Source organism: Vibrio sp. 10N.261.51.A3 (genome assembly GCF_041471965.1).
GTDB lineage: Bacteria > Pseudomonadota > Gammaproteobacteria > Enterobacterales > Vibrionaceae > Vibrio > Vibrio crassostreae_C.
This window is the reverse complement of sequence record NZ_JBFRPK010000070.1, coordinates 4533-18317: the sequence shown is the minus strand read 5'-3', so window position 1 is coordinate 18317 and position 13785 is coordinate 4533. Positions and strand designations below refer to the sequence as shown.

Genomic DNA, 13785 nt, shown 5'->3' with positions numbered 1-13785 from the left:
TTTGTGTATAAGAGACAGGCCAGTTGGCTGCCTTTTTATTTATTCAGATCTGTTCAACGAGCGAGATTAGAGCAGATGCTTTTCTAGGTAGTGAGCAACGGCATCGTCTGCGTTACTGCCAATCACTTCATTGTCAGGTAGTGCTTTCATCACTTTCTCATGTGATGTACCCATGATTAGACCTTTACCTGCCATAGCCAGCATTTCAGCGTCGTTCATGCCATCACCAAAGGCAACACAGTTATCCAGAGTCAGGTTTAGTGATTTTGCAACAGCGTCTAGAGCGTGGCCTTTAGAGACTTCAGCTGCCATCACTTCCAGACACCAAGGTGTAGAGAAGGCGATGTTCAGTTTGTCGCCAAAAGCATCTCTTAGCTTTTGTTCAAACGTGACGAGATATTCGTGGTCTTGTTCTGGATGTGTGAAGAAGACTTTCGCGATGCCTTCGCTTGGTGCGTTTTCAGCTTCAAAGCGCTTGTAGCTAAAGCCAGACTCACTGTGGAATTTAGCCAACATTTCATCTTCACGGTCTAGTAACCAATCTTCATTCTGGTACATGTGAATAAAGAGGTTTGGATCTTGGCGCACAATATCAATAACTGGCTGAACGAGTTCCTGAGGTACGTTCTGGCTATACATCAGTTGATCGTTTTGGTCATGCACGCGTGCACCGTTTGAAGTGATCATGTACGCCGGAATACCTGCTATCTGACGAATACCCGCCACATCGACGTGGTGACGACCCGTAGCGAAGATGAAGGTATAACCTTGGTCGTGTAATTTCTTAAGCGTTAGCTTGGTAAAGTCGCTTAGCTGATGGTTGGGAGCCAAAAGCGTACCATCTAAATCAGAAGCAACAATTTTCACGGAATCTTTTAGTGCAGGAATACTCATTTAACCCTCATTGCAAAATGCTTAACCAATATTGACGCTAGCCAGCGCTAGAATCGTTTTAACTACAATATCTCTAGGTAGAAATTGTATGCCAAATTCATGCAAGAAAAGAGGGCAAAGCTCACTTACTTCTCTTCCTCTTTAGCGCTTATTTTCTTGGTAGGTTGCTTAGCCTATTAGCTCTAGGCGAAAAACTGATTGATCGCATCCAGTGTTTGATTGCGATATTCATCCTGCTCAAACAACACCTCATGCCTAGAACCCTCAATCAACTTAAACTGACAATCAGAGTTGGTTTTCTTCAGCTTAGAGATGAACTTTACTTGAGCACTGTTACTGACAATCTTTTCATCCCCAGCTTGAATCAATAGCAGAGGGATCTTGATTTGACGAGTTTGTTGAATTGCTTGCTTGGCGGCCATTAACCCTTGCCATACCCAACGCGTGCTTGGTCCACCCACCTGCAAAGATGGAGACTCGTCATATAAGCGACGGAACCACTGATAGCGAACCTTACTGTGGCTCAGTAAGTTGTTTTCAAAAGGCTTCGAATAATATGCTTGCTGGCCCGGCGCGTAAGTTGGCTTGGCATAAAAAGCGGTAAGCACTTGTCCAACGATCATCGCGATAGGTTTCAGGTACCACTCGGTATTGATACCAAACATCGGAGCGCACAGAGTCACCTTATCAAACGGGTGGTCTGGATGGGTTTGTAGGTAGCGAGTGGCTATGGTGCTGCCCATTGAGTGTGCGAGCAGGTAGCGATTGGAATACTTACTGAGATCAAAACTGGCAATGACGTCAGACATGTCAGATGCATAATCATCAAACTCATGAATGTGACCAATGTCAGAGTCTGTTACCATACGTTCAGACTGGCCTTGACCTTGGTGGTCAAATGAATAAACGTCATAGCCTTGTTGATAAAAATCATAAAAGATTTCTTGGTATTTTTGGCAGCATTCGATACGGCCATTTGAAATCACAATAGCTTTGCTGTGCTTTTCTGAGGTGAGGCTGCACCAGTACAGTTTCTTTTTACCAGACGATGTTAAAAACCCCTCTTTTCTTTGTTGCCAAAGAGCGTTGATCGGGTGTTTAATCGCATGATCGAACTGAGGTTCTTGAGTGTAAGGGAAGGTGGCTTCGCTGTGGTTTTCCATGGGAAATTACCTGAACTGATGCGTGTGAGAGCTTTATTGCTACTAATGTTGTTAGATTAAAGAACTAGTAAGGAAATGCAAATGGATACTCATGTTTGGCTTGCTTATGTTGTCACAGCGATTTTGTTTAGCTTGGCTCCGGGCTCGGGTACCGTTAACTCCATCAGTAATGGGCTTAGCTATGGCACTAAAAAGTCACTCGCATCAATTGTTGGCTTACAGCTTGGTCTTGCGTTTCACATTATGCTGGTGGGCGCGGGTATCGGTGCACTCGTTGCTAAGTCTGCGTTGGCGTTCACCATCATTAAGTGGGTCGGCGTGGTGTACTTACTTTGGTTAGGTATTCAAAAGTGGCGTGATAGCTCGAGCCTAGTAGCATCTGAAGAAAGCTCTACTCTGTCGAGTGGCAAACTGCTGAGAAACGCTGTGCTTATCAACCTAACTAACCCGAAATCAATCGTGTTTTTGGTGGCTTTGTTTCCTCAGTTTATTGACCCTACACAACCTCAAGCACCTCAGTTATTAGTGCTAGGTGTGACGACAGTATTCATTGATAGCGTTGTTATGTTGGGTTACACCTCATTAGCGTCACAAATGGGACGTTTTATTCGCTCTGATCGCATAATGGGTAAGATAAATAAAATATTTGGTGGTATGTTCATGGGCTGCGGTGCTTTGCTAGCTGCCGCGAAAGCTTAGATTAAGCGACTGAGTTATAGTTAAACCAATCAGAGTTATCAAGAAATGACCGCTACATACGTTGCTCGACAACCTATCTTAAATCGCAAGAGGAATACACTCGGCTATGAGTTGTTATTTCGCGATGGAGAAAAGAATGCGTACCCAGCGCATATTGAGTCTAATCGAGCAACGTATCGTCTGATTGTTGAGAACTTCTTGTCTGTTGGTCTTAACCCTTCTATTCCATCTTCACGCTGCTTTATCAACTTCCCTTATCAAAGTTTGATTCGTCGACTGCCCTTAAGTTTGCCGAAAGATAAGGTGGTGGTAGAGATTCTGGAAACCTGTAAACCAACAGATGAATTGTTGGAAGCGGTTAAAGACCTTTACCAAGCGGGTTACATGATTGCCCTAGATGATTTTACTTCGACCCCAGAATGGGAACGTTTCCTTAAATACACGCATATCGTAAAGCTCGATATTATGCAGATGGGTTTGGATGAAGCGTGTGATTTGGTTAGGGCGCATCAAGGGAAAAAGTTTAGCTTTTTGGCGGAGCGCGTTGAGACCGAACAAGAATTCCAGCAAGCCAAAGAGGCTGGCTTTAAGTTTTTCCAAGGTTACTTTTTCAATAAACCGGAAATCATCAAGAGTAAATACATTAGCCCTGAGCAAGTGATTGCTATGGAGCTGTTTCAAGAAGTGTGTAAGCCCGATGTGGACTTTCAACGGGTGGAGAGCATTGTCGCGAAAGATGTGGCGCTCTCATATAAGCTGCTGCGTTTTGTGAATACTATGTCGCCGCGCCTTGAAGTGACCATCTCTTCTTCTCGTCAGGCTTTGGTGTATCTAGGTCAAGAGAAACTGAAAATGTTTGTGTCGTTAGCCGTCGCCTCTTATGTCTCTGATAAAAAGCCGAAAGAGCTGTATGGATTGTCCCTACAGCGTGCTCAGTTTTGTCAGCGTATGTCTCGCTATCAGGCATTTGAAGGGTATAGAGAACAGGCCTTTATGATTGGCTTATTCTCCTTGTTGGGTGCTCTGTTGGACTTGTCGTTAGAGAACTTAGTCGAGCAGTTGCCGCTGTGTAAAAGTATCAAGGTTGCTCTATTACGTAGGGAAGGGCCTTACGGTACCTTGCTCGCACTTGAAGAGAGCTTTGAGCATGCCGATTGGCAACAGATTGATGAGCACTGCGCCGATTTAGGATTAAGCGTGGATCAGGTTAAAACGGAGCTTACTGAAGCGCGCCGTTGGAGCCATACCGTGACCAACAAGCTCTGATATTTCTTCGTTAAACTTTTATGACAATTGAAACGCACGCCTTGACGTGCGTTTTTTTATATCTAAGATATGTGCATATCCATATATGAGTATGTTTTTATGCTTCCTCACCAATTTTTTAAATTACTGTCCGATGAAACGCGAGTGCGTTGCTTAATGTTGATAGTTCGCAATGAGTGCTTATCGGTTGGTGAGTTGACTCAGGCATTGCAAGAAAGTCAGCCAAAGGTTTCACGCCATCTTGCGCAGCTGCGTTCAAACGGTGTTTTGACTGATGTTCGCCAGGGGCAGTGGGTGTTTTACCGCCTGTCACAAGATTTACCAGGTTGGATGCTAAAGTTAATTGACGACCTTATTGCATCGAACTGTTTGAAAACTGAATACCAGCAAGATATTGAGCGCTTAGAGTCGATGAACTCACGCCCAGTATGTTGCGTTTAAATACATTAAAACTTAATGCCGAAATAGTTGGAGTTGCAGCTAGGCGACAAGTGAACTTATCCCTATGAGCATAGTGGCTCTATGTAATTAGGGCGGCCGGCGCTCCGGTAAGTGAACGTAGTCAACAACGCTGCGGCTTCAAATATGAAGGCAATTAACTGAGAGAACAGAAAATGACAGTCAAAGTAGGTATTAATGGTTTTGGTCGTATCGGCCGTCTAGCACTTCGCGCAGCATTCGATTGGGATGAGCTAGAATTTGTTCAAATTAACGATGTTGCTGGCGACACAACAACACTGGCCCACCTTCTAGAATTTGATTCAGTTCAAGGTCGCTTTCACCACGAAGTAACTGCAGAAGGCGATGAGATGATCATTAATGGCCAGCGCATCAAGACCACACAAGAGCGCGACATCGATGGGATCGACTGGTCTGGTTGTGATGTGGTTATCGAAGCGACAGGTGTTCACCGTAAGACCTCTTTCCTAAACAAATACCTAGAGCAGGGCGTGAAACGTGTTGTGGTATCGGCGCCAGTGAAAGAAGAAGGCATCGCAAACATCGTTGTTGGTGTGAATGACAATATCTTCGACCCTGCGGTACACAAAATCGTAACGGCAGCGTCTTGTACAACCAACTGTATCGCGCCAGTGGTTAAGGTGATCAACGAGAAGCTTGGTATCGAGAACGCAGCCTTCACCACTATTCACGATTTAACTAACACGCAAACTATTCTTGATGCGCCGCACAAAGACTTACGCCGCGCACGTGCATGTGGCATGAGTCTTATCCCAACAACGACGGGCAGCGCCAAAGCGATTGTTGAGATCTTCCCTGAGCTAGAAAACCGCATCAACGGCCACGCAGTTCGTGTACCGCTAGCGAACGCTTCTCTGACAGACATCATCTTCGAAGTGAAGCAAGACACCACGGCAGAAGAAGTTAACGCGATGCTGAAAGAAGCGTCTCAGAATGAACTAAAAGGTATTCTTGGCTTTGAAGAGCGTCCACTGGTTTCTATCGATTACAAAGGCGACCAACGCTCAACAATCGTGGATGCACTATCAACGATGTTGGTCGGTAAGCGCATGGTTAAGATCTACGCTTGGTACGACAATGAGATGGGTTACGCAACACGTACCGCTGAGCTTGTTCGTACCGTTGGCCTTGCTTAATAAGAATCTGGAGAAGATATAATGATACATCCAACATGGCAACTAGACCTAGAGCAAGGTGCGCTAGTGCTTACTCCGTGCCCAGGCACAAAAGAAGCAACGCTTGATGCATCACTGGCTCAGCTAAAAGAGCAAGGCGTTGAAGCTATCGTGACAGCACTTGATGACCATGAGCTTGCAAGCAAAGACGTGGCGGCACTTGGTGAAAAAACACGTGCGTTAGGTATGCAATGGTTCCAGATCGAAATTGAAGACGACTGTGCACCGGGTGCTGGTTTTGCTGCGAAGTGGCAAGCAGCTAGCCCTGAGCTACATAACATCGTCGATAACGGCGGCAAGGTTGCAATGCATTGTATGGGCGGCTCTGGTCGCACTGGTTTGTTCGCAGCTCACCTACTGTTAGAAAAAGGCTGGGATTTGAGCAAGGTAGTTCAAGAGGTGCAGGCACTGCGTCCAGGTGCCTTCACTAAACCTATCCAGGTTGAATACATTAATGGCGTAGCGAATAGCTAATAGTCATCAGTGTTAGACAGGGAGCTTTTGGTATCTGGAGTGTTGAACTTATCATGATCCAAAAGCTCTTTTTGTTTAGATTGCAGAGATAGCGTTATGTTTTCAAATCTAAGTAAGAGCGTTCGCCAATACATGTTGGTGACTTTTAACTACTGGAACTTCACCATTACTGATGGTGCACTTCGCATGTTGGTGGTTCTGTATTTTTACGACCTTGGCTACAGTTCGTTAGAAATCGCCTCACTGTTCCTTTTCTATGAATTCTTTGGTGTGGTGACTAACCTAATCGGTGGCTGGTTAGGGGCGCGTCTTGGCCTCAATAAGACCATGAACATTGGGTTAGGCATGCAAGTCGTCGCCTTGGGTATGCTCGCGGTGCCAACGGCAATGCTGACCATTCCTTGGGTCATGGCGGCGCAAGCCTTGTCTGGTATCGCTAAAGACCTCAATAAGATGAGTGCCAAGAGCTCAATTAAGACTCTGGTTCCTGATGAACAACAAGGCGCGCTTTATAAGTGGATTGCGATTCTGACCGGATCTAAGAATGCGCTTAAAGGGGCAGGCTTCTTTATTGGTGGTTTACTGCTTTCAACGATTGGCTTCCAATACGCCGTGCTCGCGATGGCAGCCGTGTTGGCATTGGTCTTCGTTGGCAGTGTGTTGAGCTTAGAAGCGGACATGGGCAAAGCGAAAACCAAGCCTAAGTTCAAACAGATCTTCTCTAAGTCTGAATCCATCAACATCCTATCCGCAGCACGTATGTTCCTGTTTGGCGCTCGTGATGTGTGGTTTGTGATTGCTTTGCCGATTTACCTAGGCAGTGTGTTTGGTTGGGATCACTCATGGGTTGGCGGTTTCTTAGCTGCTTGGACTATCGCTTATGGCTTTGTACAGGGCATAGCGCCGAAGATTACTGGTAAAGCTCAAGGTAAGGTGCCAGATGGCCATGCCGCGCTGTTATGGGCTGGTGCGCTGGCTATAGTGACCGCTGCTATCGCTTATGCGGTACAGATTGGCTGGCAACCCGAGTTAGTTATTATCGGTGGCTTGATGGTGTTTGGTGTCATCTTTGCGGTGAACTCATCACTTCACTCATATTTGATTGTGAGTTATGCGAAAGGCGATGGCGTTTCTCTTGATGTCGGTTTCTACTACATGGCAAACGCGATGGGCCGTTTGATTGGCACGATATTGTCGGGCTTGGTATTCCAAATGGCAGGTTTGTCTGCGTGTCTGTGGGTTTCCTTCGCATTCTTGGCGATAACGACGGTGATCTCTCTGCGTTTACCGAAAGTGCCGCAAATTTCAGCGGCATAAGCTTCAGCCACATGAGCCTCATTTGTGAGAGCTCAAGTCGCAGAAGCTAGAGTCGTATGAGCTAAATTCGCGATAAGTATCTCCTTTAACACTAAGCTGACTTGGTATTTATTCCGGTCAGCTTTTTTATTGCTATAGTAGAATGATTGAATATTAATCAGGCATTTACATGAAGCAGCGAATTCTCTTTTTTGATTTAGCACGATGTGTCGCGGCCGTAGCGGTTATCGCGATTCATGTTTTGGCGCCTTATCGCAATGAGTTGGGCACTATTCCTTTCGGTGAATGGCTTACTGCCATTACGGTAAACGGTTTCAGCCGCTGGGCAGTACCTGTGTTCATTTTGATTACTGGCGCACTGATGCTCAGTGATCAGCGCCCGTTTGACGCCAAATACTACCTCAAGCGTCGTTTGGGCAAGGTACTGATACCTTTCATTGTCTGGTCGCTTTTCTATACCTATCTGTCGGGCTGGTCGGCAATGGGTTTTGATGCCGACGTCAGTTGGGACGTGTTGCTTAATAGCTACCATCATTACACCTATTACCACCTTGGTTTCTTCTATTACTTCATCCCACTCTATTTTGTGATTCCGTTCTTGCAGATCATGGTTAGAAAGTACGGTGATAGATCGGTCTATGCCTTTACGGCGGTATGGTTGTTCACAACATTGCTGTTCTTACTGAAAATCGATGGCCCTTGGAGTCACGAATTGTGGTTGTACACCGGTTACTTACCATTGGGTTACTTGCTCTATAAGATTGTGCCACTTAACAAGATGACCGTTGGCGTGAGTGTGTTACTGGGTGGGCTAGCGTTACTAACCACGGTTTACATGGTGGTTGATGCAAGCTTGGTAGCAGAAGAGTACACGGTAGGGCGCTGGCTATCTTACAAAACGTTGAATACCGTATTAGCCGCGAGCATGGTGTTCATGGTATGCCGTTACTATGGTGAAGGCCTGTCTGAGAAGAGTAACCAAGTGGTTGGCTTTATCAGTAAGCACAGCTTAGGTATTTACCTGCTGCACCCGATTTTCTTGTGGCCGATGAAAGAGTTTGGTTGGTACCAAGGACATCCGGCATGGGTTATTCCATTATGGATTGTGATCAGCGGAGCTGGCGCATTATGGATGAGCTGGTTGGTGTCTAAGTCAGAGAAAACGCGTTGGTTATTGCCTTAGCGGTGATTGCTAAGGCTTTCTGATGGATTGCTTAGGGACGACAGTTGAAGCGGCTGACGTTTAGCGCTTCAACGCAAAGTGTAAGAACTTATCGCCTTGGTAGGTTAAGGTTCCTTTGTCGCCAGGGTTAAGGGCGTGGAAATAGTGGATGCCGACTTGGAATTCTCGCTTCGGACCAACCACACCACGTTGAACGTAAATCCAGTACTCTTGATCTTCTTGGCCCGGTTCTGCGTCAGGAAGGTCGATCGATTGTTTGTCTAACACCGTGACATTCACTTTCTTCTCTGGCGCATTTTCACCTTGCGAGTGTTTTCGATAGAAACCAATAAATACCCAAGCCGCTAGAGCAGCGAGAGCAAAGATGGCAAAAAAGAGTGAATTAGGCATATAACCTCCATGTAGTCGTGATGGTTATTCTAGTCTTTCAGGCAATAGGGATATGTGTTTAAAGCCGTTATTCGTGAACTGTTGTAAGCCAAGCTGATTATTTTTCGGCAGACATCACATTTAATGGTCAGTTTGGGATAAAGCATTGTTATTTATTGTCTCTTTCTCTCGTAAATAACAGTGATTTTGTATAAGAATAGGGAAATGCTCGACTAGAATTATAGTGTGGAGTGGGAGGGCTAAGATGACCGATATTGAAAAAGTGGTGACAAGAACTCGCAATATAGAGAAATTATTGAGGCTTCAATATCATGCCGAAGGCGAAGGATTGCATGAGCTTGTAACAAGCTGTGAAGAAAGGCTACCGCACGATATGGTGAGCAAGCTGCGCTATATCGCAACGTGTCGTAATAAGGTAGTCAATGAACATGAGGCTAAGTTGGAAGACCAACATAAGTTCATCATGATGTGTAACGACTGTGAGAAGGAGCTGACTCCACGTAGTGGTCGTTTTATCTGGCGAGTTGCGATCTTACTGATGATGGCAATGACTTTAGCTGCCGCAGGTTTCTATTATGCGAACTGGGATGTGCTAACACTGCATCTGTTTTCGAAGTGAAAAAATTGAACAAAAAAAGGGACGCTCATGGCGTCCCTTTTTTTATCTGTAACTTGCTTAGTACATCATCGGTAGTGTCATTAGACCTACAACTACCGCGATCATTACAAGTCCTTGTCTTTGCGAAGATGAAATCATAACACTACTCCTAAATTTGGTTGTCTCTCGCTATGTTTTAAAGAATAGCACTACTTATGGCCTTAGATCAAGAATTACTTTCGAAAGCTTTAAAAGTAGTAGAAAACTATGAGTTTTTGGCTTGTTTGGCAGTGTTTAACTGTGTTTTATGGTGTGTTCTTAATTTGTTCGTTGTGATTTATGTTTGTTCTAATTTGATTTAACTTGTTGTTTTGTAATGGTTGTTTTGTGTAATTTATATTGTTAAAGGTTGTTAAACTGTATTAATAGAGGTTGGTGGTGGCTAGGTTGGTTTTGGTTGGTTTTTTAAGTTTTCGGCTTGGTTTTTGTGGCGATTTTTACCGGAGGCTTGAAATAACCTGACAAAACTGGGCGTTAAAAAAGAAAACTGGCTACTTTACAAGTCTAGGCTTGGTTGGCGTTTTTATTTTCCTATTAATCTTGAGTTTGTTTACTTAAGTTATTGTTATTATTTACTTTAAATGTGGTTATTTTAATTTTTTAAGTGTGGTATTTTACGGAATTAGGCCGGTTTTGGTGGGGTCGATAGGTTAGAATTGGCCAAAATTCAAGTATGGCGACTCTAATGCCAGTTTGAATGGGTTTTATGATGATTCGTTCTAGTTTTAAACGAATGGCCATTGTCATGGTGGTAATTGTTACGACTTCAATCTAAAGAGACTCTTTTTAGTGGAAGCGTAATCAAGATCCAATTTTGAGGGGCTGAGGCTTTACATCAACACTCGTGTGCCTAGACTGGCGACGATTTAAAGCAATAGGGCAAGTGGTATGTGGAGTTGGTTAGCGGTTTCCTTATCTGGTATCGGAGCAATAGCAGGAACGAAACATGGACATATCGGTCAGGCCTTATCGTATAAGGTATTTACCTTTGTATTATTAGCGACAATTGCTTTAACTCAGTCGGTTGTGGCTGACTTTACCTATTGGATAGTTGCGGGGTTGGCTATCTCTGCGATCGCAGATGTGCTTCATACTCTCACTCAAAAACGCCCTCTGCATTTTGTCTGCTTCTTATTGGCTCAACTCTGTTACAGCAAAGCTTTTTGGTTACAGCTATCAGGTGAAATGGTTTGGTGGTTGTTCGCGCTGTTATTGGCAGCTTGCGTTGTTGCTTTCTTTTTACTGCTGCCACGCTTAGACAAACTCGTCTTTCCTGTCGTTATCATGGGTATCGTGCTTATTCAGCTTGCATGGGCTTCTGGTGAGCTCTGGTTGCTTGACCCTCAACTGTCGCATGCGGTCGGTTTTGCGGGTTGTGCCGTGTTGCTGCTTTCAGCATTGGCGTACGCGCTAAATTTCTATCGTAGCCCAATTAAGGGTGCCTACTTTTGGGTGACGGGCAGCTACTTTCTGGCACACGCTCTCATTGTTGCTTCCCTTACCATTTAGGGTAGAGCTCGCTTAACTCTGAGCTACATCAAGGCAGCTTAGATGAAAGTAGGTACTCTACGTCTAGTTCATTAAACATGAGATAGAGTTATGACTACCGAAATTCATGCACACAACGTTTTAAACCTACTGAGTGAAAAGCCACTGACTCGTGAAGAGTTGATGCAAGAACTCGCTCAAACTTATGGCGCAGAAGCGCGTTTTCATACCTGTAAGCTGAATGGCCTGGATTTAGATGGATTGCTGAAGTTTTTCCTGAAGATGGAAAAGGTCGTGGTTATTGATGGCAAACTTTGCACTAATCGCGAACGTGTGTGTAACCACTAATTCCCAGTGACTTGGTTTTTAGAGCCTTCTGGCTTTTATAGAGTAAGAAGAGTGGATGCGACGTTTCGGCTTCACTCTTAAACTATCTTTTTACTTTTCTCCTCTCTACCTTTCTATTTGCTCTCGCAAAATTCCCTTCTAATTACATAAGTTAATCCTTTTATTACTGCGTTCGAAAATCAATGTTGAGGCTGCTATACTCCGCGCACTTACGCTTTTCGAGACAAACTTATGGAAATTTTATCTGCAGCAACCATGCTGTTTCTTATTATGGACCCGCTTGGCAATCTACCAATCGTGCTCTCTATCCTTAAGCATATTGATCCGAAGCGTCGCCGTATTGTTCTTGTTCGTGAACTGATGTTTGCGCTGGTTATCCTGCTGTTGTTCTTGTTTGCTGGTCAAAGCATCATGAACTTCCTGCACGTGCAGCCTGAAACCTTGAGTATCTCTGGCGGTATTATTCTATTCATCATCGCGATTAAGATGATTTTCCCAAGTGCGGGTAGTATTACTGGCCTCGCGGCGGGTGAAGAACCATTTATTGTGCCGATGGCGATCCCAATGATTGCTGGCCCTTCAGTGATTGCGGCATTGATTCTGTTGTCGACACAGCACCCTGACAATATGTTAGAGCTTTCAGGCGCAGTGATGCTGGCTTGGGGTGCTACCTTCTTTATTCTGATGTTTAATGGCTTCTTCCTGCGAGTGCTGGGAGAGAGAGGTCTTAAAGCCATCGAACGCTTGATGGGCTTGTTGTTGGTTATGCTGTCGACGCAAATGTTCCTCGATGGTGTGAAAGGCTACATGGGCTAGTGTTGCTACCATTACTCAATAAAAAAACGCCGCTCTACTGAGCGGCGTTTTTGTATCTGTTTCTTCGGTTTTTATTTCGATTACATCATGTGCTTACGACGGATATCGAGTAGGGCGAAGACACCGAAAATCAATATTGACCACTTCTCCCAACGTGACATCTCGATCTTATCGCCGAATGCACCGATGAAAATCAGCATCTGCAGGCCGTGCATGAAGAACAAGAATGCGGTCATGATATAAAGCGCAATCGCAGCATTACCCGGAAACGGGTAGAAAATATTTACGATTAAGATAAACCAAACAAAGGCGATGGCTGCTTTTGCTAGTGGAAGCAAGAACTTCATTCAATAACTCCTATTCTTCAGTGATTCGATTGAACAGTCGGTAGCTTGACTGTCCGGTGGTCTTGTCGCGATGCAATTCCCAGTTCTCTGGCATAGCTTCGAGTTTCAGTTCTTTCTCTGTCTCGACGTAAATGATGGCATTGTCTGCAAGCCAACCGTTACTCTCAAGCAGTTGTACTGTTTCTGCCAGTAAGCCTTGACGAAATGGTGGATCAAGGAAAACCATATCGTAAGGCGTGCCCGGTTTCTTAAGGAAAGAGATAGCATCAGTATTCACGACATTAATGTTGTCTGCCTTGAGCTCTTTCGCGTTATCAGAAAGCTGTTTAGCCGCCTTTTGATTCATTTCGAGCAGTGTCACCATTTTGGCTTGGCGAGAAGCTGCTTCAAAACCTAGACCGCCAGAACCGGCAAATACATCCAAGCAAGTTGAATGTGGGATATCTTGAGCCACCCAGTTAAAGAGTGTTTCTTTTACTCGGTCAATGGTTGGGCGTAATCCTTCTAAATCATGAACAGGCAGCTTTCTACCTCTCCATGAGCCACTAATAATTCGAACAAAGCCTCCGGATGGCTTTTTTTGTGATGTGTTTTGCTGGCGACGTCTTACCATAGATTTTTTGACCGCTAATAAAGTGATACTATACCGAGCCCAATTTAAGTGGGTTCGTGTATTAAATAAATTTGCAATGACAAAGTGTATCAAGCTAAAAGCAAACTTATCACTGCTTTGTCATTTTTCTTTACTATTCGTTTGTACAAGCTTGTATTGTATAACAATAGCAAAGAGTCGACGTGTATTAAGTCAATACAGCTAATTAGTAGATCTAGGAAACTCCTCTGATGACGGAAAAAAAGAAGCGCGGATTATTATCGTGGCTTGGTTTTGGTGAAGAAGAACAAAGCCCAAAAACTCAGAATGAAGCGAACGTAGAAAGCGTTGAAGATCAAACTGAAGTTGAATCACAAGTTGAGGCTGAACAGGTCGCGCCTGAAGCTGAACAAGTTAAGCCAACTGAATCTGAGCAAGCGCTTGAAGAAGCTCAACAAGAGCAGCAACCTGTCGCAGCAGAAGCAGAAGCAGAAG

General features: G+C 44.6%; 16 protein-coding genes and 1 pseudogene. 12 read left to right on the top strand and 5 right to left on the bottom strand.

All coding sequences use genetic code 11. The features are described 5' to 3' along the window. Positions 1–66 precede the first annotated feature (66 nt). Positions 67–894: a Cof-type HAD-IIB family hydrolase gene (locus AB4371_RS17100; RefSeq protein WP_017061022.1), complete on the bottom strand. Its 828-nt coding sequence runs from the start codon at positions 892–894 to the stop codon at positions 67–69. A gap of 182 nt (positions 895–1076) precedes the next feature. Continuing rightward, on the bottom strand, positions 1077–2057 hold the full coding sequence (locus tag AB4371_RS17095) for an alpha/beta fold hydrolase (protein WP_017063762.1): 981 nt from the start codon (positions 2055–2057) through the stop codon (positions 1077–1079). Between the two features lie 81 nt (positions 2058–2138). Here AB4371_RS17095 and rhtB point away from each other — a divergent pair, with 81 nt between their 5' ends. The 7 genes from rhtB to AB4371_RS17060 all read left to right on the top strand — a co-directional run bounded on the left by rhtB (position 2139) and on the right by AB4371_RS17060 (position 8651). Continuing rightward, on the top strand, positions 2139–2756 hold the full coding sequence (gene rhtB, locus AB4371_RS17090) for a homoserine/homoserine lactone efflux protein (protein ID WP_017061024.1): 618 nt from the start codon (positions 2139–2141) through the stop codon (positions 2754–2756). Between the two features lie 45 nt (positions 2757–2801). Further along, positions 2802–4022, top strand: coding sequence for an EAL and HDOD domain-containing protein (locus AB4371_RS17085; protein WP_372150388.1), 1221 nt, complete (start codon positions 2802–2804; stop codon positions 4020–4022). Between the two features lie 99 nt (positions 4023–4121). After that, positions 4122–4463, top strand: coding sequence for a metalloregulator ArsR/SmtB family transcription factor (locus AB4371_RS17080; protein WP_017061026.1), 342 nt, complete (start codon positions 4122–4124; stop codon positions 4461–4463). Between the two features lie 173 nt (positions 4464–4636). After that, positions 4637–5638: an ArsJ-associated glyceraldehyde-3-phosphate dehydrogenase gene (locus AB4371_RS17075; RefSeq protein WP_372150387.1), complete on the top strand. Its 1002-nt coding sequence runs from the start codon at positions 4637–4639 to the stop codon at positions 5636–5638. Between the two features lie 21 nt (positions 5639–5659). Then, complete coding sequence (locus AB4371_RS17070) at positions 5660–6151, top strand: cyclin-dependent kinase inhibitor 3 family protein (protein WP_017061028.1); 492 nt, start codon at positions 5660–5662, stop codon at positions 6149–6151. A gap of 96 nt (positions 6152–6247) precedes the next feature. Beyond that, entirely contained in the window at positions 6248–7468 is a 1221-nt protein-coding gene (arsJ, locus tag AB4371_RS17065) for an organoarsenical effux MFS transporter ArsJ (RefSeq protein WP_029235838.1), read from the top strand. A gap of 169 nt (positions 7469–7637) precedes the next feature. Continuing rightward, complete coding sequence (locus tag AB4371_RS17060; protein ID WP_017061031.1) at positions 7638–8651, top strand: acyltransferase; 1014 nt, start codon at positions 7638–7640, stop codon at positions 8649–8651. A gap of 60 nt (positions 8652–8711) precedes the next feature. On the opposite strand, the gene AB4371_RS17055 is transcribed toward AB4371_RS17060, so the two are convergent. After that, the gene (locus tag AB4371_RS17055; protein ID WP_017061032.1) at positions 8712–9041 is read right to left on the bottom strand and encodes a DUF2500 domain-containing protein; all 330 of its coding nucleotides are present in this window, start codon (positions 9039–9041) and stop codon (positions 8712–8714) included. A gap of 244 nt (positions 9042–9285) precedes the next feature. Here AB4371_RS17055 and AB4371_RS17050 point away from each other — a divergent pair, with 244 nt between their 5' ends. The 4 genes from AB4371_RS17050 (at position 9286) to AB4371_RS17035 (ending at position 12351) form a co-directional block, all read left to right on the top strand. Continuing rightward, positions 9286–9660, top strand: a complete 375-nt coding sequence (locus AB4371_RS17050; protein ID WP_004736595.1) for a hypothetical protein — start codon at positions 9286–9288, stop codon at positions 9658–9660. Between the two features lie 927 nt (positions 9661–10587). Continuing rightward, positions 10588–11208, top strand: coding sequence for a lysoplasmalogenase (locus AB4371_RS17045; protein ID WP_102321186.1), 621 nt, complete (start codon positions 10588–10590; stop codon positions 11206–11208). A 90-nt stretch (positions 11209–11298) separates the two neighbouring features. Further along, the gene (locus AB4371_RS17040; RefSeq protein WP_372150386.1) at positions 11299–11535 is read left to right on the top strand and encodes a YecH family metal-binding protein; all 237 of its coding nucleotides are present in this window, start codon (positions 11299–11301) and stop codon (positions 11533–11535) included. A gap of 231 nt (positions 11536–11766) precedes the next feature. Further along, the gene (locus tag AB4371_RS17035) at positions 11767–12351 is read left to right on the top strand and encodes a YhgN family NAAT transporter (RefSeq protein WP_017063768.1); all 585 of its coding nucleotides are present in this window, start codon (positions 11767–11769) and stop codon (positions 12349–12351) included. Between the two features lie 80 nt (positions 12352–12431). Here the strand turns inward: AB4371_RS17035 and AB4371_RS17030 are convergent, their stop codons facing one another. Continuing rightward, positions 12432–12698: a DUF1145 domain-containing protein gene (locus AB4371_RS17030; protein ID WP_016784000.1), complete on the bottom strand. Its 267-nt coding sequence runs from the start codon at positions 12696–12698 to the stop codon at positions 12432–12434. A 10-nt stretch (positions 12699–12708) separates the two neighbouring features. Then, entirely contained in the window at positions 12709–13311 is a 603-nt protein-coding gene (gene rsmD / locus AB4371_RS17025) for a 16S rRNA (guanine(966)-N(2))-methyltransferase RsmD (protein ID WP_017066764.1), read from the bottom strand. A 230-nt stretch (positions 13312–13541) separates the two neighbouring features. Between rsmD and AB4371_RS17020 the strand changes: the two are divergent. Next, positions 13542–13785: pseudogene (locus AB4371_RS17020) on the top strand (signal recognition particle-docking protein FtsY); the annotation flags it as partial.